Here is a 24846-nt window from a genome sequence, read left to right as displayed (position 1 = left end):
TAAAAAAAAGTGAGATTGAACTCCTGAAACGCAGGTGGGTCAAAGCCTGCGTGGTCAGTAGCGGTTACACGTTGTGGCCGGTATCCTAACCCGTCGCCTCAGGGCGGCGCAGAACGTCCCTGAGTTACCACCCCTGGAGAACTGTTTGATGAAGTTGCGTTCTATCGCGGTCGCCGTCGCGGCCCTGGCCCTGACGGGCAATGCCCTCGCCCAGGACGTCGCGTCCGAAAAGGGCAAGCTGAGCTATTACTTCGGTTACGACTACGGCAACAACCTGGCGGAGCTGACCGGTCGTGGTGAGCAGCTGGACATCAACTCGGTGGTGAAGGGCCTGCAGGACGCCTACGCCAAGAAGCAGCCGGCGATCACCGCCGAGCAGCTGAAGCCGGCCGTTGAAGCGTTCCAGAAGCGCGAGCAGGGCCGTGCCCAGGCCGCCAAGGCCGAGTACGAAAAGGCTGCTGCTGAAAACAAGACCAAGAGCGACCAGTTCGTTGCGGCCAACAAGGCCAAGGCGGGCGTGCAGTCGCTGCCGAGCGGTGTGCAGTATCGCGTGATCGAAGCCGGCAAGGGCGCCAAGCCGACCCAGGCCAGCACCGTGCAGCTGGAAGTGGCCGGTCCGTACCCGTTTGGCCAGCGTCCGGCCGAAGCGCGTCCGGCCCAGCAGATTCCGTCGATCAAGGTCAGCGAAGTCGAAATGAAGGCCATGCGCGAGACCCTGCTGCAGATGCCGGCAGGCTCGAAGTGGGAAATCACCCTGCCGCCGGACCAGGCGTACGGCGCCGACCCTCGTACCGGTTTCCCGCCGAACGTGGCGGTGCAGTTCGAAGTGAAGCTGGTCAGCGTCAAGTAAGTCGAAGCGACATCACTGCACTGCAGACAACGCGCCGGTGGCTTCCACCGGCGCGTTTCTGTTTGTGCATCCCGCGACGATCACGCACCTTCGTGATCGTCCCCAACTGCAGCCATTCGCGCTACTGTTGCAGGGTGCAAACTACGGAAGAACCGGCGCGTGTTGTCGCAAGCCCCTGCATTGGAGTGTGCAAGCTGGATCACAACCGGCTGTGCGCCGGGTGCGGGCGGCATATCGATGAAATCGCAGGGTGGTCGTCGATGAGCGACCGAGAACGCAGCAGCATCCTGCATCGCGTGCAGCCCCTGCGCGAACAACTGCGGCAGTCGCTGCGCGGATCACTGGCCGACCACGAACGCCTGCTGCGCGCGCTGCATCCGCTGGCCCAACCGCCGCAGGGCGATGGCTGGAACCGCAGTGAACTGAGTGACCTGCTGCCGCCCGGCCCGCCGGTGGAAGCCGCGGTGCTGGCCGGCATCGTGCCGCGTGCTGGCGGTGCCCAGGTCATCCTGACCCGCCGCACCGAGACCCTGCGCACTCATGGTGGCCAGGTCGGCTTCCCGGGCGGACGCACCGAACCGGACGACCGCGATGCGCTGGCAGCCGCACTGCGCGAGAGCCAGGAAGAAATCGCGCTGGCACCGGGCCAGGTGCAGGCGCTGGGCTACCTCGATCCGTTCGTGACCATCACCGGTTACCGGGTGACCCCGGTGGTGGCGGTGGTCGATCCGGATTTCGTGCCGGTGCCGCAGCCCAGCGAGGTGGCCGAGGTGTTCGAGGTGCCGCTGGACTACCTGATGGCTGCCGAAAACCTGCGCCAGGTCGAGATCAACCATCGCGGCCGCCTGCGCCATGTCCTCGAATACGGCTGGCCTGGCCAGCGCATCTGGGGCGCGACCGCCGCCATCCTCTACAACCTGCGTCGCCGCCTGGAGCAAGTGCAATGAAGCCGATCGATCCGCCGTGGACCACCCTGGTCGATGTCGCCACGCTGGCCGCCGCCCTCGATGGCGACGTGCGCGTGATCGATGCCCGTGCCACCGCCAGCACCGCCGTGCGCGTGGTGGATGCGCGCGCCGCGCTGGCTGACCCGCAGGCCGGGGCGGGGCAGTACGCGGCCGGGCATATCCCGGGTGCGGTCCATGCCGATCTCAACCAGGATCTTTCCGACCTGCGCCGCAGTGGCCATGGCCGCCATCCGCTGCCCGACAGCGACACCTTCGCCGCGCGCGTGGGCCAGTGGGGCATCGGGCCGGACACCCAGGTCGTGGTCTACGACGGCAGCGACGGCAGCATGGCGGCCGCCCGCCTGTGGTGGCTGCTGCGCCTGATCGGCCACAGCCGGGTCGCCGTGCTCGACGGCGGCATTGCTGCCTGGCAGGCCGCGGGCCACGCGCTGGGCACAGGCCACAGCGAGGTGACCGCGCAGCCCCCGTATCCGGGCCGCTTCGACACCACACAGGTGGCATCGGCCGACGAAATCGCCGCGCGCCTCAAGCACGCCCCCGGCTGGCTGGTGGACGCCCGCGCCGGCGAGCGTTTCCGCGGCGAGGTCGAGCCGCTGGACCCGGTGGCCGGGCACGTGCCCGGCGCGGTCAACCGCCCGTTCGCCCTGAACGTCCTCGACGGCCGCCTGCGCGACCCGCAGGAACTGCGCGCCGAACTGCAGGGCGTGATCGGCAGCCAGGACCCCGAGCGCGTCGTGCTGATGTGCGGATCCGGCGTGACCGCCTGCCACCTGCTGCTGGCGATGGAAAGCGCCGGCCTGAGCGGCGCCCGCATCTACGCCGACTCCTGGAGCGGCTGGGTCAGCGACAGCACCCGCCCGGTCGCCACCGGCGCCTGAGCCGCGCGGGGTCGGATCCGTTTCCCAACGGGAAACGGCTCTGACCCTATCGGCCCGGTAGCCGTGCAAGGCGCAGTCGAGCGCGGCTCGACTCTACAAAAGCGCATTTCGATTGATTCGACCCCGTGCCGACCAACGGTCGGTACCCACCATCAACAGCAGGTTCCGACAGATCGCGGGAAACTGTCGAAGGCAGGGTGGGTCCGGTTGAGGGGGTGTGAGCGGCATGGATGCCGCGACCAAGCCCCCATGGACGGGTTTACGGCGCCCCCCTCAACCGGACCCACCCTGCCTCCCCTCAGGAAGCCAGCTTCTGCTGTTGCCCTGGCGTCTGCAGGTGCAGGGCGCAGCCCTGCAAACCCTCACTCCAACCCTTGCAACGGCACCTTCGCCAGCACCCGCGCCCATGGAAACAACGGCCCCGGATCCCGCTTGCGCGCCACCGTCAGCCCCGCATCATCACTGGCCGGCACCCGCTCCAGATCCAGCTGGTCGTGCCCGGCAATGCGCTGCAGCGACGGATACCGTGCCACCAGCGCCAGCAGCAGCGCCTCCAGCGCCACCAGCTGCGCCTCCGTATACGGCTCGTCCATCGCCTGGTGGCGGCTGTCGAACCAGTGCGGGTAGCGGCCGGTGTTGACCAGCTCGATGCCCACCGTATCGGCGTTCATGCCGCGCACGTGGTGGGCGATGCGCTCCGGCGCCACGTACTGCACCATGCCGCCGTCGCGGTCGATGTAGAAATGCCCGCTGTTGCCCGCGCCGCTGTCATACAGCACGCGCTCGCCATACTCGCGGGCCATCGCCAGGTCCGGCAGCTCGGTGCAGTGGATCACCACCATCCGCAGGCTGTCGGCATCACGCAGGGGCAGGCGGTCGTGGTAGGGCAGGGGCTGCAGCTGCAGGCCGGGCAGGAGCGGGGTGGGCATGCGGCGATGCTAGCATTGCAGGATGAACCTGCCTTCCCGATCGACGTTGAACCGCTCCCTGGGAGCGCATGCATGAGCCGCGGCCACTGCATCCTGTCCCATGGCTTCGAGAGCGGCCCGGAGGCCACCAAGGTCACCGCCCTGGCCGAGGTTGCCGAGCGGCTGGGCTGGACCCACGAGCGCCCCGACTACACCGACCTGGACGCGATGAGCGAGATCAGCCGCGTCGGCGACGTGCGCACCCGCCTGCAGCGGCTGGTCGAGCGTGCCGCCGCGGCCGCTGCGCAGGGCCCGGTGGTGCTGGCCGGGTCCAGCCTGGGCGCCTACATTTCCGGCATCGCCTCGCTGCAGGTGCCGGTGGCCGGCCTGTTCCTGATGGTGCCGCCCACCACCATGGGCCCGATGCCGGCGCTGGACGCCGCTGCCGTGCCGACCACGGTGGTCCAGGCCTGGCATGACGAGGTGGTACCGGCCGCCGGGGTCATCGCCTGGGCGCAGGCGCGCTCGGCGCAGCTGCTGCTGGTGGACGACGGCCACCGCCTGGAACGTCACGTAGAGGCCTCCGCGCAGGCCTTCGAGCGCCTCCTGCGCCAGCTGTGAAGCCCGGGCGCACGGCGCGCCCGCCCGCTTTGACTACAATGGCAGCCCCGCCGCCCCCGGCGCGGGCCTGCCGGCCGTGTCCACGGCCCTCCTTTCCGACTGGCCCGGCCCCCGTGCCGCGCCCGACCACCTGCGAACCGATCCCGTGAAATTCTTCGTCTCCTGCGCCAAGGGCCTGGAATACCTGCTTGCCGATGAACTGTCGGCCCTGGGCCTTGGCAAGGCCACCGCCACCATTGCCGGCGTCAACGCCGAAGGCGAACTGGAGCAGGCGCTGCGGATCGTCATGTGGTCGCGCCTGGCCAGCCGCGTGCTGTGGCCGATCGACGCGTTCGAGTGCCCGGACGAGCAGGCCCTCTACGACGGCGTGCGCGCGCTGCCGTGGCACGAGCACATCAAGCCGGAGATGACCCTGGCGGTGGACGCCCACGTGTCCGGCGACAAGATCACCCATGCGCGCTTTGCCGCGCAGCGGATCAAGGACGCCATCGTCGACCGCATGCGTGACGAAGGCCTGGAACGCCCCTCGGTCAACACCGACCTGCCCGACGTGCGCGTGAACCTGTCGCTGCGCAAGGGCCGTGCCTCGCTGTCGATCGATCTCGGCGGCGGCTCGCTGCACCGCCGTGGCTGGCGAGGCGCCGCCCACGAGGCGCCGCTGAAGGAAAACCTGGCCGCCGCACTGCTGCTGCGCGCGCAGTGGCCGCGCCTGCACGCCGCCGGTGGTGGCCTGCTGGACCCGATGTGCGGCAGCGGCACGCTGCTGATCGAAGGCGCGCTGATGGCCGCCGACGTCGCCCCCGGCCTGATGCGCCATGGCAGCCTGCCGCCGAGCCGCTGGCTGGGTTTCGACAAGGCCGCCTGGAAGGCGATCCAGAGTGAAGCGCGTGATCGCGAAGCCGCTGGCCTGGCCGCACTGAAGCCGGTCATCCACGGCAGCGACATCGACCCGGTGGCCATCCAGGCCGCCCGCGAGAATGCCGAAGTGGCCGGCGTGGCCCACGCCATCCGCTTCACCCGTGCCGACGTGGCCGACCTGGCCGCACCGGAGCAGGAAATCGGCGCGGTGGTCTGCAACCCGCCCTACGACGAGCGCCTGGCCGCCGATCCGGCGCTGTACCGCGCGCTGGGCAATGCGCTGCAGAAGGCCGTGCCGCAGTGGCGCGCGAGCCTGCTGTGCGGCAACGATGAACTGGCCTTCGCCACCGGCCTGCGCGCGGGCAAGAAGTACCAGATGTTCAATGGTGCGCTGGAGTGCGCGCTGATCGTCTGCGACCCGGTCGCCGTGCCGGGCCGCGACCCGGCGCAGCCGCGCGAACTGAGCGAAGGCGCGCAGATGGTGGCCAACCGCCTGCGCAAGAACCTGAAGAAGTTCAAGAGCTGGCGCGCGCGCGAGGACATCACCTGCTTCCGCGCCTACGATGCCGACCTGCCGGAGTACGCGGCGGCCATCGACGTCTATGAAGAAGACGGTGGCCAGCGCCGCACCTTCCTGCACGTGCAGGAATACGCTGCACCGGCCGCGATTCCGGAAAACGACGTGCGCCGTCGGCGCAACGAACTGCTGGCCGCCGCGCGCGAAGTGTTCGGCGTGCCGCCGGAGCAGGTGTCGATGAAGTCGCGCGAGCGCGGCAAGGGCGGCAGCAAGTACGGCCGCTTCGAGCAGCGCGACGAGTTCATCGTGGTGCGTGAGAACAACGCGCTGCTGCAGGTGAACCTGTTCGATTACCTCGATACCGGTCTCTTCCTGGACCACCGTCCGCTGCGCCGGATGATGGCCGAGCAGGTGCGTGGCAAGCGCTTCCTCAACCTGTTCTGCTACACCGGCGTGGCCAGTGTGCAGGCGGCGGTGGCCGGCGCGGCCAGTACCACCAGCGTCGATCTGTCGGCGACCTATCTGCAGTGGTGCTACGACAACCTGGCGCTGAACGGCCAGGGCGGCAACCAGCATCTGCTGGTGCAGGCCGATGCGATGGCATGGCTGGAAGGCGACCGTGGCCAGTACGACGTGATCTTCTGCGATCCGCCGACGTTCTCGAACTCGGCCCGTGCCGACGACTTCGACGTGCAGCGCGAACAGGTGAAGATGCTGCGTGCCGCGGTGGCGCGCCTGGCGCTGGGCGGCGTGCTGTATTTCTCCAACAACTTCCGCCGCTTCAAGCTGGAAGAAAACGCCATTGCCGAGTTCGCCCAGTGCCGCGAGATCACCGCGCGCACGATTGGCCCGGACTTCGAGCGCAACGCGCGCATCCACCGCGCGTGGGAACTGAAGCGCCTGGGCTGACCGGTACCTGGGGGTCGGATCCCTTGCGCGGTGCGCAATGGATCCGGTCCCGGTAGCGCCGGGCCATGCCCGGCGTAGATCCACGCCATGCGTGGATGGCCCTACAACACCAGCAACCGACCCGGGGCGTGGGCCAACGGCCAATGCCCTTGTTCGTACAACGCGATCACTGGCTCCCAGTGCGCCGGCAGGCCAAGGTGTAATTCCAGCAACCGCTGCCGCCCGGCGAACATCGCCGCATCGCGTGCAACCTGGTGCAGGTAATGCGCGCCGCAGCGCAGGGCCGGCAGATCGGAGGCGGACAGGACGCGCATCAGGGTGCGGTTGAGTTCGCGGCGGGGTTCGGCCAGCTCGGCGGGGCGCGGCAATGCGCCATGGAACGGATCCGGATCGCCCAGCGTTACCGGCATCCATTCGAAGTCATCGGCATCAATGGCCTGCAACGCTTGCGTCAGGGATGCTACGGGAACGATGTCTGAGGTTGCCGGCAATTCTTCGCCCAAGCGGGAAAAGAAGCGGATTCCAGCAATCCGTTGCAGCAGGGCAGTTGATTCCATATCAGGAATTGTAGGCCGGTAGCGCCGGGCCATGCCCGGCGTGGACCCACGCCATGCGTGGATGCGCGGTGCCTGGATGGGGTCAGAGTCCTTGCGCGGCGCGCAAGGGGTCCGACTCCGACTGCCGGCTTACAGAAACGCCACCAACAGGCCGAGAACCGGCAGCGCGATGGCCAGCGGTGCGATCCACGTCTGCCGGTACGGGTACAGGCCAAATGCCAGCGGCACGCCAGCCAGGGTCAGCGCACCCAGCCACAGCACCGGGCCCATCGCCCAGCCATGGTCGACCACGCACAGCGCGAACGCGACCGTCAGCAGCGCCCAGCCCAGCACGCGCCACTGTGCGCGCCGTGCCGGCGTCGCGGCGGCCTTGCCGTGCAGGTCCTGCTGGTGCTTTTCCATCGCCAGCGACAGCGCGGTGAACGCGGAGAAGGACAGGGTCAGGGCCAGCAGGATCATGCGCCGGCCTCCGCTTCGGTAGCCGCAGGCGCAGCCGGTACCTTGGTGGCTGCAGCCGCCGCTGCGCGCATCTTTTTTTCGGCCGCGCTCAGCGGCGGCGTCCAGCGCTGCATGCGCCGGCCGCACATCGCCAGCATCGCGCCGAAGGCGAGCATCGACAGATCGAAACCCGCCAGCACCCAATCGCCACTGAGCAGGGTCGCGCCCAGGTGCGCGTGGGTGGTCAGTGCATTGACGACCGGCACCAGCGCGAAGGCGGCCGCGCCGATGTACAGCTGCCACACCCACATCATCCGCTTGGGCCAGATGAAGGCCGCCAGCAGAGCGGCGCCCCAAGCGTAGAAGAACACGTTGGCCTCGGCATTCGAGCGCTCGGCCATCTCCAGCGGCAGCAGGCGGTTGCCCCAGAAGTAGGCGGCAAACGCGATCGGCAGGCCGGCCACGGCGCCGATGTTCAGCGCATCGACCAGGCGCAGGCCGAAGCCGATGCGGCAACTTTTGGCATGCTTGGGCCGTTCCTTCACCGCCCACAGCACCACGCCGCTGGCCACCATCAGGCAGCCGGTCAGGCCGGACAGGAAGAACAACGCGCGCAGGCCCCAATCAGCGAAGCGGGCCAGGTGCAGGCCATACATCACGCCACGGGTGGCGGTTGCGGCGCCGGAAGGCGGGCTCTCCTGCAGCAGCGCACCGCTGGCCATGTCATAGCGAAGCGCCGGGGTATCGGTGGACAGCCGCTTGCCGTCGCGCTGGCGGATGTCGATGACCGCGTTGGCGGCGCCCGGGTTGGTCACGGTGAAGCCCGCCACTTCCACGCCCTTCCAGTGTGCGCGCGCGCTGTCCAGCAGTTGCGCGATCGGCAGCGGCGGCGCGCGGCCCTCGGCCGGTGCGCTTACCTCGGGCATGCCACCGAAGGCTTCGGCGAAGAACTTGTCCTCGTCATGCGGGTAGGCCACTTTCACGCCCCACGGCAGGTACATGATCATCAGGGTGACGATGCCGGTGTAGGTGATCATCGCGTGGTAGGGCAGGGCCATCACCGCGCTGACGTTGTGGAAATCCAGCCACGACCGCAGGCCCTTGTTCTTGCGGAAGGTGAAGAAGTCCTTGAAGATTTTCTTGTGGGTGATGACGCCGGTGATGATCGCCACCAGCATGAACATCGCGCAGAAGCCCACCAGGTAGCGCGCCCAGTACACCGGGATGTAGTGCAGGTCGAAATGCAGGCGGTAGAAGAAGTCACCGCCACGGGTATCGCGCGCCTTCAGTTCGCCGCCGGTGTTCGGGTCCAGCGTTGCATCGCCGAAGGCACCGCGACGGCCCTTGGACGGATCGGCCTGGCCGGCGGGCACGCGCCAGAACGTGCTCATCGCCGGGTTGCGCGGCTGCGGCAGCGTCACATACCACATCTCGGCGTTGCCAGCCTTGTCCTGCAGGAAATCGATGGCGCGCTGCGCGGCTACGTCGGTGCTGACCCTGGCGCTGGGCAGCTCCGGGCGCATCCAGCGGCTGATCTCCTCGCGGTAGTAGCTGGCGGTGCCGGCCATGAAGATCAGCAGCAGCAGCCAGCCGACCAGCAGGCCGGTCCAGGTGTGCAGCCAGGCCATCGACTGGCGGAATCCGTTCTTCATGCCCAGGCCCCCAGCAGGCGCGACGCGGTGGCCAGCAGCAGGGTGGGGCCGAGGATGCCGACCCAGGCGCGCAGTGCGCTGCGCGTGGCGAAGGCCCACAACGCGGCGCAGGCGGCGACCACGATGGCCAGCAGCATGCCGGTCAGCACGGCCTGGCCACGCGCGGCGGGCAGGGCCACGGCGCAGAACACGCTGGTCATCGAGGCCAGCGCGTAGCCACCGAAGATCGCGGCCAGGGAACGGGACAGCACTCCCCAGCGTTCGCTGGCGAAGAAGGTGCTGAGGCGGGAGCTGGCAAGTTCGGGCGAGCGGTCCACGGCGGTCCTGCAGGTTCGTTGGAAGAAAGGCCGGCGCACCGAAGCGCGCCGGGGTTGGCCATCCATGGCCGGGCGCCGGTCGCAGAACCGGCGCCATCCATCAGGGCGTCAGAGCTTCCAGCGCAGGGTCATGGTGACGTTGCGCGGTTCACCCCAGTACACGCCGTTGTAGAAACCGACGTTGCTGTAATACTTCTTGTCCAGCAGGTTGCTGATGTTGAGCTGGGCGCTGAAGTTCTCGTTGAAGCGGTAGCCGCCGGCCAGGTTCAGCAGGTAGAACGCGTCCTGGCGGATACGCGCACTTTCGGTGCGGCCGCTGGTCAGGTAGTCGGCTGCCGGCTTGACGCTGGCGCGCCAGATGCGGCTCTGCCAGGTGGCACCGCCGCCCAGCCAGAAGCGGCCATCGATGCCGCCCGGGCGCCAGCTGGCGTTGAGGCGGAAGGTGTCCTGCGGGGTGGTGCTGTTCTGTACGACGCCGGCCTGGCTGCGGCTGACGGCGTGGGCAAAGCCCGCCGAGAGGTTCCAGCTTTCGCCGAGACTGCCCTGTGCCTCCACTTCCCAGCCGTGCACCTTGTTGCCCTTGCCGGTGGAGCGGTAGGCCTGGGTGCCATCCGGAAGCGAATTCAGCGGCACCGAATCATCGACCTCGGCCACGTTGTCCTTCTCGCCCTCGAAAATCGCCGCCGAGGCATTCAGCAGGCCGTCGAAGAACTCGGCCTTCAGGCCGCCTTCGTACATCTTGCCGACCACCGGCTCCAGGTAGCTGCCGTTCTTGTCGCGGTAGTTCTGCGGCGCGAAGATGTCGGTGTAGCTGGCATAGGCGCTGAGCACGCGGTTGAAGTCGTACACCACGCCGGCGTACGGCGTGGTCTGGTCCTTGGGCTTGTAGCCGGTGCGCGTGGTGCCGGTGCGGTCGCCGCTGCTGTCGTAGCTGTAGCGCCAGGTCTTGGTTTCCCAGGTGCCGTAGCGCACGCCGGCCACCACCAGCAGCGGGTCGGCCAGGCGCAGGCGGGTAGCCACGTAGGCCGCCTGCTGGCGCAGCTCATCCTGCGAACCCAGGTAGCCCGGACGGGTCACCGACAGCGGCGCGACATCGCCGGTCCAGTTCCGCCAGTCGGGCACCTGGGCGTAACTGGCGGGGGAGGGGTCGATGGAGGCCGCCGGGTACGCGCCCTTGCGCACCGACTGGCCTGCGCCGAACACCACTTCCTGGGTGTGGCCGAACAGTTCGAAGCTGCCGGTGGCGTTGACGTCCGCCACATCCATCGTGCTGTCTTCAACGAAGTTGCCGATGTAGGCGAGCACGCCGGTGCCATCGGCACGCGGGTAGCCCTGTGCGCCATACCAGACCGCGCCATCGGTGTTGCGTTTGGCGCGGCTGATCGCGCCCTTCACCGACCAGTGGCTGCCCAGCTGCTGTTCCAGCCGCGCGAAGGTGGTCTTCTCGATGATCGGCCAGCTGCTCCACGACGCGGAGAGGTTGGTCGAGCGCGGCAGGTTGGCCGGCGTGCCATCCGGGCCCCAGTACGGCACCACGCCCCAGGTCACGCCGCGGGTATGCGGCGACTGGTACTCGTAACCCACTTCGAACAGCGTGCTGTCGGTCAGGTCGGCCTGGACGATGCCGTAGAACACGTCCTTGTCCAGCTGGTAGACATCACGGAACGAATCGCTCTGCTGCTTGGCGGCGACCACGCGCGCGCGGATGCGGCCATCCCAGGCGATCGGGCCGCCCAGATCGGCTTCCAGGCGCTGGTTGCCCCAGCGGCCCAGGGTCAGGTTGGCACCCATCTGGAGGGTGTCGGTCGGGCGCTTGCGCACCATGCTGATGGTGCCGGACGGATCACCGGCGCCGGTGGTCAGGCCGGTGGCACCGCGGATCACTTCGATGCGTTCGTAGATCACGTTGTCGGTGTTGGTCTTGATCGACCCACCAAACGTGTTGAGCATGCCGTCGATCTGGAAATTGGTGATGTTGTAGCCGCGCGAGACGTAGTTGATGCGCTCGCTGTCGGTGACCGCCACATGCACGCCGGTGACCTGGCCCATCACATCGGACAGCGAGAACAGGCCCATGTCATCCAGGCGCTGGCGGGTAATGACGGTGATCGATTGCGGCGTCTCGCGCAGCGACAGGTCCAGCTTGGTCGCACTGCGCGCGTTCTTGACCGTATAGCCGTTCGCGATCTCGCCGTCAGCGGTCACCTTCACCGTATCCAGCGTGCGCGCATCGGCAGCGGACGGCGCATCGGCGTGGGCCAGCGGGGCACACAACAGCGTGGCCAGGGCCAGCGCCAAGGGTGAAACGACGGGAATGTTCGGTCGGGCCATGCAGTGCGATTCCATGCAGGAGAAAAACATCAGCGATGGAATCCATGCGTGCGGGCGCTTGCGCGGAATCGCGCGACCCGAGGCATCTCCCATCGCCACGCGCTGACGGCCAGGGCCGTCGGCGCACGAGGAGCCGGGGATGTACACGGGCGGAAGCGCGGTGGGGGCGCCGGGTGGCTGAGCGTACAACCGATCAGTAAATGATAGGCATTCGCATTTCGTTAATCAAGCACGGATTGGCCGGGGCGTGGGGGCCCACCTTCAGCGCGACGCGCAGGCGCGGGTGACGTCGTCGTTGAGCTGCCGCTGCGGCGTGCGCGTGCCGAACCACTCGGCCATCTCGCGGCGCGCACGCGCTTTGTCGCAGGCTTCGGCGTTGCTGGCGGCCTCGATGACCGTGCCGGAACCCTGTGGCGCACTGCGGCCGGCATTGGCCTGCAGCTGACGGCGGGCATCGCGGAGCTCACGGTCGACCCGCTCCGACTCCTGCCAGCTCAGTTTGGGATCACGCACGATCGGCCGCGTCACGCCCGTATCCTGCCCGCTCGGGCAGGGCAGCGTCTGGTAGACGGTATGACCGCCATCGTTGCACTTGTACACACGCTGCGCGCACGCATCACCGGCCGCCGCCAGCAATGGCAGCAACACCCATATCCTTCGCATGAATCCCCCCACGGGCCACCCTGGCCCGCATGGCGCGGGAGCATAAGGAGTGTGACCCCAGTCGCGCAACATGCCGCCGCCTTCGGCCAGGCATGGGGTCAGAGCCCGTTGCGCAGCAACGGGATCCGACCCCGTGCCGACCAACGGTCGGCACCCACCATAAGCAGCAGGTTCCAAACAGATCGCGGGAAACTGTCGAAGGCGGGGTGGGTCCGGTTGAGGGGGGGTGAGCCGCATGGGCCCGAGGCAAGCCTCGGGCGGGTTGGGCAGGACGCCCAACCCCGGTCTTGCCGTGTGCGCAGGACAGCGCACACGAGCAAGCGGCGACCAAGCCCCTATGGATGGGCTTACGGCGTCCCCCTCAACCGGACCCATCCCGCCAACCCACGGAATGCAGGCTTTGGCCGTTGCTGCTGCTGTTGCCGGCAAGCGGCCGGCACTACCGCGGGTGCAGGGCGCACCCCTGCCAAGCAATCATCAAAATTTGAACAGCACCGTTGCCGCATGCAGCAGCACGCCAATCAACCCACCCACCAGCGTGCCGTTGAACCGGATGAACTGCAGGTCGCGGCCGACGCTCAGTTCCAGCTGCTCGACCAGGTGCCGTTCGTCCCAGCCCTTCACCGTCTGCGCGATGTGCGTGGTCACCCCCTCGCGCAGGCGCTCGGTCAGGCGCTGCGCACCCTCCAGCAGATGCTGGTTGAGCGCACCGCGCAGCGCGGGGTCGCTCTGCAGCGTCGAACCCAGCGACGCCAGGCTGCGCTGCAGATGGCCGACCAGTGCCGAATCCTCGCGCTGCAGATCCGCGCGCAGGCTGGCGTGGATGCGCGCCCACAGCCCCTGCACGTACTCCTGCAGGGCCGGATGGTCGATCATTTCCTGCTTCAGCTGCTCGATGCGCTCGGCCAGCGCCGGGTCTTCGCGCAGGCGCTGCACGTAGTTGCCCAGCCAGGCCTCGTAATCCTGCCGCAACGGATGCTGCGGCTCGGCCAGGACCTGCTGCAGCTCCTCCAGCACCGCCCCCGCCAGCCGCTCGGCCAGGCTGTCGCCGATCTCGTCGATCGGCTTGATCCAGTTCACCGTGTTCGACAGCGTCGGCCACTCTCGCTGGATGTAGCGCACGATCAACTGCGAGGCGCGTTCCTTCACTTCCGGTTGTTCCAGCCAGCGGCCGAGCCGCTGCAGGCCCTCGTCCAGCACGCGCTGGTGGCGGCCATCGGCGGTCAGCAGGGCCAGCAGTTCGCCAGCGGTGGAGGCCGCGTTCCACTGTCGCAGCTGCTGCACGACGAAGCTGTGCAGCTGCCGGCGTACGGCACCTTCGTCGAAGAAATCCAGGGCCTGCAGCGCCCAGCCACGGGCCATGCCGGCCAGCATGCGCGAACGTGCCGGATCGGCCAGCCAGCTGCCGAGACGGCTGGCGGGGTCGAAGACCTGCAGCTTGGCCAGCAGCACGCCCGGCTCCAGAAACTGGTCGCGCACGAACAGGGCCAGGCTGTCGCCGATGCGTTCCTTGCTGCGCGGGATGATCGCCGTGTGCGGAATGGGCAGGCCCATCGGCCGCCGGAACAGCGCCACCACCGCGAACCAATCGGCCAGCGCGCCGACGGCGGCAGCCTCGCAGAAGGCCGACACCCAGGCCCAGCCGCCGCGCTCGCCCTGCCAGTGGCTGACCGCGAACCCGGCCAGCATCAACAGCAGCAGGCCCAGGGCGATGGCTTTCAGGCGTCGCAGCTGCGCGCGACGCGGATCAATGGCAGACGTCATGGGGGGAGTCTACCTGCAGCACGGTGACGCTGATCTGTAGAGTCGAGCCCACGCTCGGCTGCTTTTGCCGCGGTGCACGGCAGCCGAGCATGGGCTCGGCTCTACAGGGGCGCGTCTTCCCATCGGTAGCGCCGGGCCATGCCCGGCGGCATGCTTACAGCCCGTCAAGCTGCTTGCGCAGCGCGGCCAGCTGCGCGCGAAGGGTATCGTTCTCGCGGGTCAGGGCGACCACACGGCGACGCAGCGCCGGGGCGTCCTCGCCCAGCTGCTCCAGTGCGGACAGCACTTCGGCATCGCGGCTGGCGACCTCGTCCTCGCTGGGCTCGTCGAAATCCATCTCGGCCGCTTCAGGCTTCGGTGCGCGCGGCTTGCGCTTGGATTCGCGCACGCGCTTGGCCGCCTGCTTCAGTTCATCCTTGCCACCGGCGGCGGCCGCGCGCTGCTCCTCTTCCGGCAGGTCGGCCACGGCCGCAGCCGCGCTGATCGAGATCACGCCGGCCTTCACCGCTTCCACCACCTCGGCCGCGGCCTGGGCGTGGATCCGCTCGATCATGCCGACCTGGCTGGTGCTCAGCTTGGCTTCGCGGGCCAGTTCGGCGCGGCTGACCTTCGGTGCCGGTTCCCAAGGTGGGCTGTCTTCGCCTGTGTCGTCGGCCGGTTCGGCCGTACCGTCGCTCTCGCGCTGCAGCTGCGCCTGTTCCACCTGCTTGCGGGCAGACAGGATGTCGCGCTTGCGCAGGGCCAGCACGCCGCGCTGGAAGTCGGACACGCTGCGGCGGCCCAGGTGCTGCTCGATCATCCACAGGTGCACGTCTTCCATACTTTGGAAGCGGGTGTTCTGCACGGTGTTGAACGGCAGACCGTGCTTCTGGCAGATGCCGAAGCGGTTGTGGCCGTCCACCAGCACATCACCCCACAGCACCAGTGCGTCGCGGCAGCCCTCGGCCAGGATGCTGCGCTCCAGCGCGTCATGTTCGTCCGCGGTCAGCGGGTCGATGTAGGCCTTCAGTTCTTCTTTGACGACGATGTCCATGGGCACGGCAACAGTCAGGAGCGGAACCGACCATTGTACCTGCTCCCCGCCGCCGGCCCGGCCTCAGGCGGTGGCCCGGATCATCTCGCCCAGGGTGCCGGTGATCTGGTCGATCTGCGTCCTGTCCACGATCAGCGGCGGCGACAGGGCAATGATGTCGCCGGTGCAGCGCACCAGCAGGCGGCCATCGTGGAAGCAGCGCCGGTAGACCTCGTAGCCGCGGGCGCCGGCGGCATCGCGGCGCGGCGCCAGCTCGACCGCGCCGACCAGGCCGAAGTTGCGGATGTCCACCACGTTCGGCAGCCCCTGCAGGGCATGCAGGCGCTCCTGCCAATACTCGCCCAGCTCGATGGCGCGCTCGAACAGGCGCTCCTCGGCGTGGATGTCCAGGGTGGCCAGGGCGGCCGCGCAGGCCAGCGGGTGGCCCGAATAGGTATAGCCATGGAACAGCTCGATGGCCTGCGCCGGGCCCTGCATGAAACTGGCATGCACCGCCTCGCCCACCAGCACCCCGCCCAGCGGCACCGCGCCGTTGCTGACGCCCTTGGCGAAGGTCAGCAGGTCCGGGATGATCCCGAAGCGCTGCGCGGCGAAGGGCATGCCGACCCGGCCAAAGCCGGTGATGACCTCGTCGAACACCAGCAGGATGCCGTGCTGGTCGCAGATCTCGCGCAGGCGCTGCAGGTAGCCGGGGGAGGGCAGGATCACACCCGCCGAGCCAGCCACAGGCTCGACGAACACGGCGGCGATCGTAGACGCATCGTGCAGCGCGATCAGGCGTTCCAGATCGTCGGCCAGTTCGGCGCCGTGGCGCGGCAGGCCCTTGCTGAACGCGTTGCGCTCCAGGTCCAGAGTGTGGCGCAGGAAGTCGACGCCGCCCAGCTGGAGGCCGAACTGCCGGCGGTTGTTGGGCAGGCCGCCGAGCGCCATGCCGCCGAAGCCGACCCCGTGGTACGCCTTTTCGCGGCTGATGAAGCGGGTGCGCTGGCCCTCGCCACGCAGGCGGTGGTGGGCCAGCACGATCTTCATCGCGGTATCCACCGCCTCCGAGCCGGAGCTGGTGAAGAACACGTGGTTGAGCCCGGCCGGTGCCAACGCGGCCAGCCGCTGGGCGAGGGCAAACGCGGGTGGCGAGCCCATCTGGAAGGCGGGCGAATAGTCGAGCGTGGCCGCCTGGTCGGCGATGGCCTGGACGATGCGCGGCCGCGCGTGACCTGCGTTGCAGCACCACAGGCCAGCGGCGCCATCGAGGATGCTGCGCCCGTCGATGTCCTCATAGTGCATGCCCTCGGCACGCACCAGCATGCGCGGGGCGCCCTTGTACTGGCGGTTGGCGGTGAACGGCATCCAGTACGCGTCCAGTGAATCGGGACGCTGGGTGGCCAGCGCATGCGGGTCGATCGCGGGGTTCTTCATGCCGCCTCCGTCGGGTCCGATGCACCGACTGTAGCGCAGCCCCGTCATCCTGGCGGTAGCGGCGGCGGCAGAACCGGCGCATCACGGCCACGGCGGTATAAACGGGGCATTCGCTGCTTGGAGCCGGACATGGCTGACTTCCCCGACCGCACCCACTGGCAGGCTCTGGCCGTCCAGCTGGCCATCCCCGCACAGGCCTTCATCGATGGCCGCTACGTGGACGCGGCCAGCGGCGCCCGCTTCGACTGCATCAGCCCGATCGATGGTCGCGTGCTTGGCCAGGTGGCCGACTGCGATGCGCAGGACGTGGAGCGTGCGGTGGCAGGGGCGCGGCGCGCGTTCGAGGCCGGCCACTGGTCGCAGGCGAGCCCGGTGCACCGCAAGCGCGTGCTGCTGGCGTTGGCCGCCCTGGTGGAAAAACATGCCGACGAACTGGCCCTGCTGGAAACCCTGGACATGGGCAAGCCCGTGCGCGATGCGCGCCGCGTCGACCTGCCCGGCGTGGTGCGCTGCCTGAGCTGGACGGCCGAAGCGGTGGACAAGCTGTACGGCGATATCGCGCCGACCGGCCCGCACGAACTGGGCCTGGTCAGCCGCGAGCCGGCCGGTGTGGTGGCCGCGATCGTGCCGTGGAATTTCCCGCTGCTGATGGCCTGCTGGAAGATTGCGCCGGCGCTGGCGATGGGCAATTCGGTGGTGCTCAAGCCCTCGGAGCGCTCGCCGCTGAGTGCGCTGCGGCTGGCCGCGCTCGCCGCCGAAGCCGGACTGCCCGATGGCGTGCTGAACGTGCTGCCCGGGCAGGGCATGTACGTGGGCGAACCGCTGGCGCTGCACATGGATGTGGACGTGCTGGCGTTCACCGGCTCGACCGCCACCGGCGCCAGGCTGCTGCAGTACGCCGGCCGTTCCAACATGAAGCGGGTGTGGCTGGAATGTGGTGGCAAGAGCCCGCACCTGGTGTTCGCCGATGCGCCGGACCTGGATGCGGCGGCCAAGGGCGTGGCGCGGGGTATCTTCTTCAACCAGGGCGAGGTCTGCACGGCGGGCTCGCGGCTGCTGGTGGAACGCTCGATCCGTGACGATTTCGTGCATCAGGTGGTGGCGTATGGGCGGCGCATGCAGCCGCGCCATCCGCTGGAGGCCGATGCACCGATGGGTGCGCTGGTCGACGCCGCGCACGTGGACAAGGTACTGGCCGACATCGCGCGCGCCGAAGGCGACGGCGCGCGCCTGCTGCTGGGCGGTCAGCGCGCCGAGGTGGAAGCGGGCGGGTGCTATGTGCAGCCCACCGTGTTCGACCAGGTACGGCCAGAGCAGGCACTGGCGCGTGAGGAAGTGTTCGGACCGGTGCTGGCCGTGCTGGCCTTTGATGGCGAAGCCGAGGCCGTGCGGCTGGCCAATGACAGCCGCTATGGGCTGGCGGCCGGACTGTGGACGCGCGACCTGGGGCGAGCGCATCGCGTGTCGCGGCAGCTGCGCGCGGGCAGTGTGTGGGTGAACGGCTGGGATGGCGGTGACATGAGCGCACCGTTTGGTGGTTACAAGCAGTCGGGCAATGGCCGCGACAAATCGCTGCATGCGTTCGACAAGTACAGCGAGATCAAGGCGACCTGGATCCAGCTGTAGCCCCGTGCCGCCGGGCATGGCCCGGCGCTACCGGGCTTCTGTAGAGCCGAGCCATGCTCGGCTGATCTTGATCTTCTGTAGAGCCGAGCCATGCTCGGCTGATCTTCGCGAAAGGCAGTCGGGCATGGCTGGACTCTACAAAACACCGCACTACCGGCATCTCCCGCTGACCTCCAGCACCGCGTCACGCAGCGCCTGCCGGTCCACTTCTTCCACCGCTCCCTGGAAATAGTCCATGTCCTGCTTCCCCAGCTGGCACGGGTCGACGATGTACCCCGGCGGCCACAGGCCGAGCAGCTGTGCCACGCCGTGCACGATCTGCTCGGGCGTCATCGTCCTGCGGATGCGGAAGTAGTTCCGCCGCGGCCCGAACACGGCATGCACCTCGCGGCGGCCGATCAATCGTGGTGCCACCCCCGCCGCCGTGATGCCATCACCGCCGTCGATGCTGCCGGCCGGCAGGCCCAGCACGAGGGGGGGCGGTGTCGGCGTACTGTCGCTTTCCACATCTGCCGGCGACTGCGATACAGGCGCAACCCGCCGCGAGGGGCGGGCACGCGTCGGTGCCGCCGGAACCGCAGCGGGCACGTCACGCGGCAAGGGCGGTTGCGGCGACGGCAGCCAGCGCAGGCTGATGCGTTCTTCGACCTCCAGCGCGGCACCCAGCCGTCCGCTCTGCCACAGCCACGGGCCCAGCAGGGCATGCAGCAGCACCACGACCAGCCAGGCCGCCGTGCGCGGCAGCTGCGGTGAATCGGACCAGCGCAACGCAACCACAGGGGCCATCGGCGAAGCATCCATGCAGGGACCGGTGGCGCAGCCTAACCAGTGTCCAGAAAAATTCCGTTGGCATCGGTGTCGGCTGAAACCATCGACCCGTCAGGCCGCCCGCGCGTGGCAGAATCGGTCGATCCACCTTCCACGCCTTGCCGATGTCCTCGATCACTGCTGCCGCTCCGCCCGTGAATTCCCCCAGTCGTGTCCTGCTGGCCAGCCTCATCGGCACCACCATCGAGTTCTTCGATTTCTACATCTACGCCACGGCGGCGGTGCTGGTGTTCCCGCATCTGTTCTTCCCGCAAAGCAGCGACCAGGCGGCCCTGCTGCAGTCGCTGGCGACCTTCGCGGTGGCCTTCATCGCACGTCCGGTGGGCTCGGCGGTGTTCGGCCACTTCGGCGACCGCATCGGCCGCAAGGCCACGCTGGTGGCGGCGCTGCTGACCATGGGCCTGTCCACCGTGGCCATTGGCCTGCTGCCCACGCATGCGCAGATCGGTCTGTGGGCGCCGGCGCTGCTGGCGCTGTGCCGCTTCGGCCAAGGCCTGGGGCTGGGCGGTGAATGGGGCGGGGCGGTGCTGCTGGCCACCGAGAACGCACCGCCGGGCAAGCGCGCCTGGTACGGCATGTTCCCGCAGCTGGGCGCGCCGCTGGGCTTCCTGCTGTCGGCCGGCATCTTCCTGCTGCTGGGCCGCTGCCTGGGCCAGCAGGACTTCCTGCAATGGGGCTGGCGCATCCCGTTCGTGGCCAGCGCGCTGCTGGTCGGCCTGGGCCTGTGGGTGCGCCTGAACATCCACGAGACGCCTGATTTCCAGCAGGCGCTGGAACGCAAGGCGCCGGTGCGGCTGCCGATGTGGACCGTGCTGCGCGACCACTGGCTGCCGATGCTGCTGGGCACGCTCGGCGCGTTCGCCACCTTCGTGCTGTTCTACCTGATGACGGTGTTCAGCCTCGGCCACGGCACGTCCGTGCTGGGCTACAGCCGCGAACAGTTCCTGCTGATGCAGATGGGCGCGATGCTGTTCTTCGCGGCGGGCATCCCGCTGTCGGCGCGTTATGGCGACCGCTGGGGCACGCGCCGCACGATGGTGTTCGCCAGCCTGCTGATCCTCGGCTTCGGCGTGCTGTTCGCACCGCTGTTCCAGGCGGACAGCCCGTGGCTGGTGTTGACCTTCCTGTGCCTGGGCCTGTTCCTGATGGGCCTGACCTACGGCCCGTGCGGCACTTTCCTGGCCGAGATCTATCCGGTGGAAGTGCGCTACACCGGCGCATCGCTGTCGTTCAACCTGGCCGGCATCCTCGGTGCGGCACCGGCGCCGTACCTGGCCACGTGGCTGGCCGAGCGCTTCGGCCTGGTCGCGGTGGGTTACTACCTGTGCCTGACCGCCGTGGCGACGTTGTGCGCGTTGCTGGCCCTGCAGCGGCGCGCGCAGCTCAGCCAAAGAAACGCTTGAGCGTGCGGCCCAGCCAGCCACCGCTCTGGTGCTCGCGGGCGAACTGGTTGAGGTGCGCCTTGACCTGTTCGGCGTAGGCCTGGTCATCGCCGCGGATGTGGTTGAACAGCCAGCGTGAGAGCATCGTGCGCAGTTCGTCGGTCACGTCCTCACCCGCCTGGAAACGCAGGCGGTACTCGGCCACGCGCTTGATGAAGATCTCATGCACGCGCTTGTGCGCGGCGCAGAACGGATAGCCCGCTTCCTCCATCAGCTCTTCCTCGAATGCGAAGTGCGACATGGTGTAGTCCACCACTTCGTCGATCACTTCGGCCACCACCGCCGCCTGCAGCCCGGCCTGGGCCACATGCAGGTGGTTGAGCATGTCGACGATGCGGCGATGTTGCTGATCGATCACATCGATGCCGATGTTCAGATCGTCCTGCCAGACCAGTAGTGCCATCCCCGGCTCCCCTTCATGTTCATGTCGGGGCTGACTGTAGGATCGCCGCGCTCAGGCGGCGTTGATCTGGATCAAAGCGCGGCGGCCATCGCCGCTCCGCGCGGGCGCAGCGGGTTGGCCACGGTCGCGCAGCTGACGCGGTTGCGGCCGGCCGCCTTGGCCAGGTACAGCTGGCGATCGGCCTCGGAAATCAGCTTGTGCAGCGAGTCGCGCTGCGGGCGCAGGCAGCACAGGCCGATGCTGACGGTCATGCGCAGGATGGCGGTGCCGATGTCCACTTCCAGCGCGGCGATGCGCTGGCGCAGTTCCTCGAAGTAGACGATGGCTTCGTCCTGCTCCATCTCCGGCACCAGCAGGCAGAATTCCTCGCCGCCGAAGCGTGCGATCAGGTCCTGGCTGCGCGCGTGGTCGCCCACCGCGCGGGCCACCGCGCGCAGCGCATCGTCGCCGGCTTCGTGGCCATGGGTGTCGTTGATGTGCTTGAAGTGGTCGATGTCGATCATCGCCACCGCCACGCACTGGTCATGCAGCTGCAGCTGCGGCAGCTGGCGCTGGCTCTGTTCCAGGAAACAGCGGCGGTTGGGCAGGCCAGTGAGGAAATCGCGGGTGGCCAGGTCCTGCAGGGTGCCGATCAGCTCCAGCTGGTCGACGTTCTGCGAGACACGGCAGAAGAACTCTTCGCGCGAAAAGGGTTTCCGCAGGAAGTCATTGGCGCCGTTCTTCAGGAAGCGCGGGATCAGGGAAGTGTCGGTGTTGCCGGAAATGCCAATCACCGCCACCTTGTCGCGCGAGCGCAGGGTGCGCAGGCGACGGGTGAATTCCACGCCCTGCATGCCGGGCATTTCCTGGTCGACCACGGCCAGGCGGATGGCCGGGTGCGCTTCGATCGCGGCCAGTCCTTCGGCTCCATCGGCGGCTTCGAACACTTCATGGCCGTACATGCGCAGCAGCGCCGCGGCATAACCGCGGGCCGAGGGCGAGTCATCCACCACCAGTGCGGCGATGCGGCGGTTGCGTTCCAGCCGCTGCACCAACCACACCAGGTAATCGATGCTGCCGGGCGTGTTCTTCAGCACGTAGTCGATGATCTGCTGCTGCAGCACGCGCTTGCGCAGGTCTTCGTCGTACACGCTGCTGACCACCACAGTGGGCAGGTCGCGCTTGAGGAAGAACTCGACGACGGCGTCGCGGTCACCGTCGGCCAGCACCAGTCCGGTCAGCACCAGGAACCAGCCGCCATCGTCACTCAGCAGGCGATCGGCCTCGGCCAGGGTCGAGGCCACCACCACCGGCAGTTCCAGGCGCTGCTCGATCGCTTCCCGCAGCATTCCGGTGAACGCGCGGGAGTTTTCCACCAGCAGGATCCGCTGCGGAAGGGGGTCTGCCAGGTCGCCATCGACAACGACCTGCGGGAGGACGGGCATGGTGCGGAGGCTCACGTGAGGGAAGGGCGCTCGGGATGGATAGCGGCGGTTTCGGCAGGAACTTTAGCCGCGCCGTGTGACCGCAGCGGGATGGGACATGGCTGCGGTGGACCGGGACCGGTATGCTCGGTGCCGCTTGCCGGCCGTCCTGGCCGGGAGCCCTCGGAGTTCACGGGCACCGTCAGTGCCCGCGCCGATGCACAGCGGCTGTGCCAGGCGAACGCGGCAATGCCTGGCCGCCCATCACCATTCATTCCACAAGGAGGTTGCCCGTGCGTTTTTCCCGTATGCGTATTGCCATTGCAGCGGCTGCGCTGCTGTCCACGCCGATGATCGCCGCTGCCGCTTGCTGTCCCAGCGATGGCAATGGCATCCAGCTCGCCAGGAGTGGTCTGGGCGAGGCGCTGCCCGCCACGCTGAACCTGAGCCAGGATCCGTCCTGGCAGGTGTATGGCTTCCAGCGCGATGGCATCACCTATTTCCAGGTGAATGACCTGACCGGCCAGGTGAAGCTGATCGTCGGCACCCTCGACAACGTTTTCTGGACCCTGCCGGCGGGCAAGTCGCCGGCGAAGACCTCGTTGCCCTCGCAGCGCCTGGTGATTCCGGCCAATGCGCCGCGCCAGGTGGTATACCGCTGCGCCGAGTTCTCGCTGGTGGTCTATGGCAAGGGCGCCGACGCGATCTGGTCGGTGGAGCTGCCGGGCGAAGGCCAGTAACGCTGATGCATGACCGGCCCTGCCGCGCGCAGGGCCGGTCGTTGCGGTGCTCAGTGCAGGCCGTGCGGCGCCAACCTTGCCGGCAGTGCACTGTCCTGCTCGGCATGCGCCGGTGGATCCAGCAGCAGCATCCGGATGCGGTTGCCGCGGAAGTCCACACGTCCGCCGTAGGCAATGGGCCGCGCACTCAAGCGGCGTCGTGCCAAGGCCACGGTGTCCTCAGACAGAGTGCGGTAGCGGTCCAGCAGGCCGACGGTGACCACGATGCCGCGCTGTGTTCCGCGGCGGCCGCAGCGTGCGCGCACCTGGATCTGTCCGCGCTCACCGTCCAGAAGCAGCGAAACCGCCTCGGCCAGGGTGCGGTAGGTAGCCAGCTGCAGGCCAAGGTTCAACTGGCAGGGGTCGCCCTGCAGCTGGTGGCGACCGAGGCGATCGGTCGCATCCCAGGCCTTGTGGATGCCGCTGGCCTGCAGTGCCAGATACAGGCCCAGCTGCTCCAGCTCGGCGGGGTAGACCATGCTGGTCAGCTCGCGGAACTGCCGCGAATGGCTGGTCACGGTGCCCAGCAACCGTCGTGCGGGTTCGTGGTGGCCATGCAGCTTCAGCAGGTCGGCGGTCTCGCCCAGCGACGTCTCGATGTCATCGGCGATGCGCCGCAGTGCCAACGTGCGCTGGCGCAGGTCCATTTCATTGGCGATGTGCGCATTGCGGGAAAAATCGGCCGCCTGCCGCCCCGCCTGGTCCTGGTGCGCGTGGTGGTGGTAGTGCTGGCTGATGCGCGAGCCCAGCGCCAGCAGGGCGGTGCCGGCGACCGCGACGATCTGCAGGGTCATGAACGTGCGCTCGTCGAACGAGCCGGGCAGGCCACTGCTGGGCGTGCCCACGCTGATCAACATGTTCAGCAGCGGCACCGCGAGGGCCGCACCGCGCCATCCGTGCATGCAGGTCAGCACCACGGCGGGCAGGGCCATCAGCAGCTGCAGGCTGGTCTTGGCCGGGTCGGAGCTGGCGCCGGCCCAGATCGCCGCGCTGCCCAGCACCAGCAGGGCGGCCAGCGAGGCCAGGGTCGGCCACTGCCGCCAGCTGGACCAGTCATGTCCCGCGCTGCGCTGCGACCACAACAGGGCCAGCGGGACCACGGTGATGATGGCGATGTAGTCGCCCAGCATGTAGCGGATGGCGGTACCCAGGATCGGATCGGAGGGCGGGGTAGGCCACAGCAGATGGGCCAGACCCAGCTTCAGGACCGCGGTGGCCAGCGCCGCCCACGCGGCGATGGACAGGACCCAGGCTTCGCCGAAGGTGGCCAGGCGCCGACGGTGCAGCGCCACCACCAGGGCCACGGCGGGTATCAGGCAGGCCGATGCCAGTACCACCCAAGGCAGCCCGTAGCGGTCGATCATCGGGTAGCGCATCTGCGCGAAGTAGGCGTACTCGCCCAGGATCAGATAGCCCCACAGGCGGGGCGGGCACAGCAGCAGTGCGGCTACGCGGATGCCGGCAGGCAGGTAGAACTGGTCCAGCGAAATCTGCCGGGTGGCCCAGCAGGCAAGCGCGTACAGCGCCGCCAGGGCAAGCCCCGCCGGGCGGATACGTACATCCAGGCGAATTCCATTCGTCCACCAGCTCAATCGCAAGCCTCCCATGCTGCTGCGCGCCAGCGCCCTTCAGGCTTCGCGCCTGGCCCCAGCCGGCGACAGTATCGGCTGCGGCGGACGCTTGCA

Annotated in this window: 22 protein-coding genes; 8 read left to right on the top strand and 14 right to left on the bottom strand. The window is 68.4% G+C overall.

The window, feature by feature from the left end:
• Window positions 1-148 precede the first annotated feature (148 nt).
• The 3 genes from AC1VXD_RS01315 (at window position 149) to AC1VXD_RS01305 (ending at window position 2696) form a co-directional block, all read left to right on the top strand.
• Window positions 149-850, top strand: a complete 702-nt coding sequence (locus AC1VXD_RS01315; protein ID WP_482990492.1) for an FKBP-type peptidyl-prolyl cis-trans isomerase N-terminal domain-containing protein — start codon at window positions 149-151, stop codon at window positions 848-850.
• Window positions 851-984: 134 nt separating this feature from the next.
• Window positions 985-1797, top strand: coding sequence for a CoA pyrophosphatase (locus AC1VXD_RS01310; protein WP_482990491.1), 813 nt, complete (start codon window positions 985-987; stop codon window positions 1795-1797).
• Window positions 1794-2696, top strand: coding sequence for a sulfurtransferase (locus tag AC1VXD_RS01305; protein WP_482990490.1), 903 nt, complete (start codon window positions 1794-1796; stop codon window positions 2694-2696). The genes AC1VXD_RS01310 and AC1VXD_RS01305 overlap by 4 nt, the downstream gene beginning before the upstream one ends.
• A 362-nt stretch (window positions 2697-3058) precedes the next feature.
• Here AC1VXD_RS01305 and AC1VXD_RS01300 read toward each other — a convergent pair whose 3' ends face one another.
• Entirely contained in the window at window positions 3059-3625 is a 567-nt protein-coding gene (locus AC1VXD_RS01300) for an N-acetylmuramoyl-L-alanine amidase (RefSeq protein WP_482990489.1), read from the bottom strand.
• A gap of 72 nt (window positions 3626-3697) precedes the next feature.
• Here AC1VXD_RS01300 and AC1VXD_RS01295 point away from each other — a divergent pair, with 72 nt between their 5' ends.
• Both AC1VXD_RS01295 and rlmKL read left to right on the top strand, forming a co-directional pair.
• Window positions 3698-4225, top strand: coding sequence for an alpha/beta hydrolase (locus AC1VXD_RS01295; RefSeq protein WP_164075492.1), 528 nt, complete (start codon window positions 3698-3700; stop codon window positions 4223-4225).
• A gap of 145 nt (window positions 4226-4370) precedes the next feature.
• Window positions 4371-6509: a bifunctional 23S rRNA (guanine(2069)-N(7))-methyltransferase RlmK/23S rRNA (guanine(2445)-N(2))-methyltransferase RlmL gene (rlmKL, locus tag AC1VXD_RS01290; RefSeq protein WP_482990488.1), complete on the top strand. Its 2139-nt coding sequence runs from the start codon at window positions 4371-4373 to the stop codon at window positions 6507-6509.
• 101 nt (window positions 6510-6610) lie between these two features.
• Here the strand turns inward: rlmKL and AC1VXD_RS01285 are convergent, their stop codons facing one another.
• The 9 genes from AC1VXD_RS01285 to aptA form a co-directional block, all read right to left on the bottom strand.
• On the bottom strand, window positions 6611-7099 hold the full coding sequence (locus tag AC1VXD_RS01285; protein ID WP_482990487.1) for a hypothetical protein: 489 nt from the start codon (window positions 7097-7099) through the stop codon (window positions 6611-6613).
• A 96-nt stretch (window positions 7100-7195) separates the two neighbouring features.
• Window positions 7196-7525: a DUF3325 domain-containing protein gene (locus tag AC1VXD_RS01280; protein WP_482990486.1), complete on the bottom strand. Its 330-nt coding sequence runs from the start codon at window positions 7523-7525 to the stop codon at window positions 7196-7198.
• Entirely contained in the window at window positions 7522-9156 is a 1635-nt protein-coding gene (locus tag AC1VXD_RS01275) for a PepSY-associated TM helix domain-containing protein (protein WP_482990485.1), read from the bottom strand. The genes AC1VXD_RS01280 and AC1VXD_RS01275 overlap by 4 nt, the downstream gene beginning before the upstream one ends.
• Window positions 9153-9473: a DUF3649 domain-containing protein gene (locus AC1VXD_RS01270; RefSeq protein WP_367381866.1), complete on the bottom strand. Its 321-nt coding sequence runs from the start codon at window positions 9471-9473 to the stop codon at window positions 9153-9155. Before AC1VXD_RS01270 ends, AC1VXD_RS01275 begins: the two co-directional genes overlap by 4 nt.
• A gap of 108 nt (window positions 9474-9581) precedes the next feature.
• On the bottom strand, window positions 9582-11804 hold the full coding sequence (locus AC1VXD_RS01265) for a TonB-dependent siderophore receptor (RefSeq protein ID WP_482990484.1): 2223 nt from the start codon (window positions 11802-11804) through the stop codon (window positions 9582-9584).
• Between the two features lie 261 nt (window positions 11805-12065).
• Entirely contained in the window at window positions 12066-12449 is a 384-nt protein-coding gene (locus AC1VXD_RS01260) for a DUF4124 domain-containing protein (protein WP_482990483.1), read from the bottom strand.
• Window positions 12450-12944: 495 nt separating this feature from the next.
• Window positions 12945-14231: a DUF445 domain-containing protein gene (locus AC1VXD_RS01255; RefSeq protein WP_482990482.1), complete on the bottom strand. Its 1287-nt coding sequence runs from the start codon at window positions 14229-14231 to the stop codon at window positions 12945-12947.
• Window positions 14232-14385: 154 nt separating this feature from the next.
• The gene (locus AC1VXD_RS01250; protein ID WP_482990481.1) at window positions 14386-15264 is read right to left on the bottom strand and encodes a ParB N-terminal domain-containing protein; all 879 of its coding nucleotides are present in this window, start codon (window positions 15262-15264) and stop codon (window positions 14386-14388) included.
• Between the two features lie 63 nt (window positions 15265-15327).
• On the bottom strand, window positions 15328-16680 hold the full coding sequence (gene aptA / locus AC1VXD_RS01245) for an omega-aminotransferase AptA (protein WP_482990480.1): 1353 nt from the start codon (window positions 16678-16680) through the stop codon (window positions 15328-15330).
• Between the two features lie 129 nt (window positions 16681-16809).
• Between aptA and AC1VXD_RS01240 the strand changes: the two genes are divergently transcribed.
• On the top strand, window positions 16810-18306 hold the full coding sequence (locus tag AC1VXD_RS01240; RefSeq protein WP_482990479.1) for an aldehyde dehydrogenase: 1497 nt from the start codon (window positions 16810-16812) through the stop codon (window positions 18304-18306).
• Window positions 18307-18456: 150 nt separating this feature from the next.
• Here the strand turns inward: AC1VXD_RS01240 and AC1VXD_RS01235 are convergent, their stop codons facing one another.
• A complete protein-coding gene (locus AC1VXD_RS01235; protein ID WP_482990478.1) occupies window positions 18457-19092 on the bottom strand; it encodes a hypothetical protein in 636 nt (211 codons plus the stop codon).
• A gap of 146 nt (window positions 19093-19238) precedes the next feature.
• On the opposite strand from AC1VXD_RS01235, the gene AC1VXD_RS01230 reads away from it, so the two are divergent.
• A complete protein-coding gene (locus AC1VXD_RS01230) occupies window positions 19239-20537 on the top strand; it encodes an MFS transporter (protein ID WP_482990477.1) in 1299 nt (432 codons plus the stop codon).
• Here the strand turns inward: AC1VXD_RS01230 and AC1VXD_RS01225 are convergent.
• The gene (locus AC1VXD_RS01225; protein ID WP_482990476.1) at window positions 20518-20979 is read right to left on the bottom strand and encodes a bacteriohemerythrin; all 462 of its coding nucleotides are present in this window, start codon (window positions 20977-20979) and stop codon (window positions 20518-20520) included. The two genes, AC1VXD_RS01230 and AC1VXD_RS01225, sit on opposite strands and share 20 nt — an antisense overlap.
• Window positions 20980-21050: 71 nt before the next feature.
• Entirely contained in the window at window positions 21051-22403 is a 1353-nt protein-coding gene (locus tag AC1VXD_RS01220) for a diguanylate cyclase (RefSeq protein WP_482990475.1), read from the bottom strand.
• Window positions 22404-22675: 272 nt separating this feature from the next.
• Here AC1VXD_RS01220 and AC1VXD_RS01215 point away from each other — a divergent pair, with 272 nt between their 5' ends.
• Window positions 22676-23122, top strand: coding sequence for a hypothetical protein (locus tag AC1VXD_RS01215; protein WP_482990474.1), 447 nt, complete (start codon window positions 22676-22678; stop codon window positions 23120-23122).
• Window positions 23123-23172: 50 nt separating this feature from the next.
• Here AC1VXD_RS01215 and AC1VXD_RS01210 read toward each other — a convergent pair whose 3' ends face one another.
• On the bottom strand, window positions 23173-24753 hold the full coding sequence (locus AC1VXD_RS01210; protein WP_482990473.1) for an MASE1 domain-containing protein: 1581 nt from the start codon (window positions 24751-24753) through the stop codon (window positions 23173-23175).
• Between the last annotated feature and the right edge of the window lie 93 nt (window positions 24754-24846).

Source organism: Stenotrophomonas sp. STEN054 (assembly GCF_056854535.1).
The sequence above is the reverse complement of the archived record's forward strand: the minus strand, read 5'-3'. Positions and strand labels throughout refer to the sequence as shown.

Excerpts from the sequence above, each read along its gene's own strand:
- AC1VXD_RS01220 (WP_482990475.1), bottom strand. The coding sequence starts at position 22,403 with ATGCCCGTCCTCCCGCAGGTCGTTGTCGATGGCGACCTGGCAGACCCC.
- AC1VXD_RS01315 (WP_482990492.1), top strand. The coding sequence starts at position 149 with ATGAAGTTGCGTTCTATCGCGGTCGCCGTCGCGGCCCTGGCCCTGACG.
- AC1VXD_RS01275 (WP_482990485.1), bottom strand. The coding sequence starts at position 9,156 with ATGAAGAACGGATTCCGCCAGTCGATGGCCTGGCTGCACACCTGGACC.
- AC1VXD_RS01230 (WP_482990477.1), top strand. The coding sequence starts at position 19,239 with ATGTCCTCGATCACTGCTGCCGCTCCGCCCGTGAATTCCCCCAGTCGT.
- AC1VXD_RS01235 (WP_482990478.1), bottom strand. The coding sequence starts at position 19,092 with ATGGCCCCTGTGGTTGCGTTGCGCTGGTCCGATTCACCGCAGCTGCCG.
- AC1VXD_RS01255 (WP_482990482.1), bottom strand. The coding sequence starts at position 14,231 with ATGACGTCTGCCATTGATCCGCGTCGCGCGCAGCTGCGACGCCTGAAA.
- AC1VXD_RS01225 (WP_482990476.1), bottom strand. The coding sequence starts at position 20,979 with ATGGCACTACTGGTCTGGCAGGACGATCTGAACATCGGCATCGATGTG.
- AC1VXD_RS01285 (WP_482990487.1), bottom strand. The coding sequence starts at position 7,099 with ATGGCCCGGCGCTACCGGCCTACAATTCCTGATATGGAATCAACTGCC.
- AC1VXD_RS01240 (WP_482990479.1), top strand. The coding sequence starts at position 16,810 with ATGGCTGACTTCCCCGACCGCACCCACTGGCAGGCTCTGGCCGTCCAG.
- AC1VXD_RS01250 (WP_482990481.1), bottom strand. The coding sequence starts at position 15,264 with ATGGACATCGTCGTCAAAGAAGAACTGAAGGCCTACATCGACCCGCTG.
- AC1VXD_RS01305 (WP_482990490.1), top strand. The coding sequence starts at position 1,794 with ATGAAGCCGATCGATCCGCCGTGGACCACCCTGGTCGATGTCGCCACG.
- AC1VXD_RS01300 (WP_482990489.1), bottom strand. The coding sequence starts at position 3,625 with ATGCCCACCCCGCTCCTGCCCGGCCTGCAGCTGCAGCCCCTGCCCTAC.
- AC1VXD_RS01295 (WP_164075492.1), top strand. The coding sequence starts at position 3,698 with ATGAGCCGCGGCCACTGCATCCTGTCCCATGGCTTCGAGAGCGGCCCG.
- aptA (WP_482990480.1), bottom strand. The coding sequence starts at position 16,680 with ATGAAGAACCCCGCGATCGACCCGCATGCGCTGGCCACCCAGCGTCCC.
- AC1VXD_RS01265 (WP_482990484.1), bottom strand. The coding sequence starts at position 11,804 with ATGGCCCGACCGAACATTCCCGTCGTTTCACCCTTGGCGCTGGCCCTG.
- AC1VXD_RS01280 (WP_482990486.1), bottom strand. The coding sequence starts at position 7,525 with ATGATCCTGCTGGCCCTGACCCTGTCCTTCTCCGCGTTCACCGCGCTG.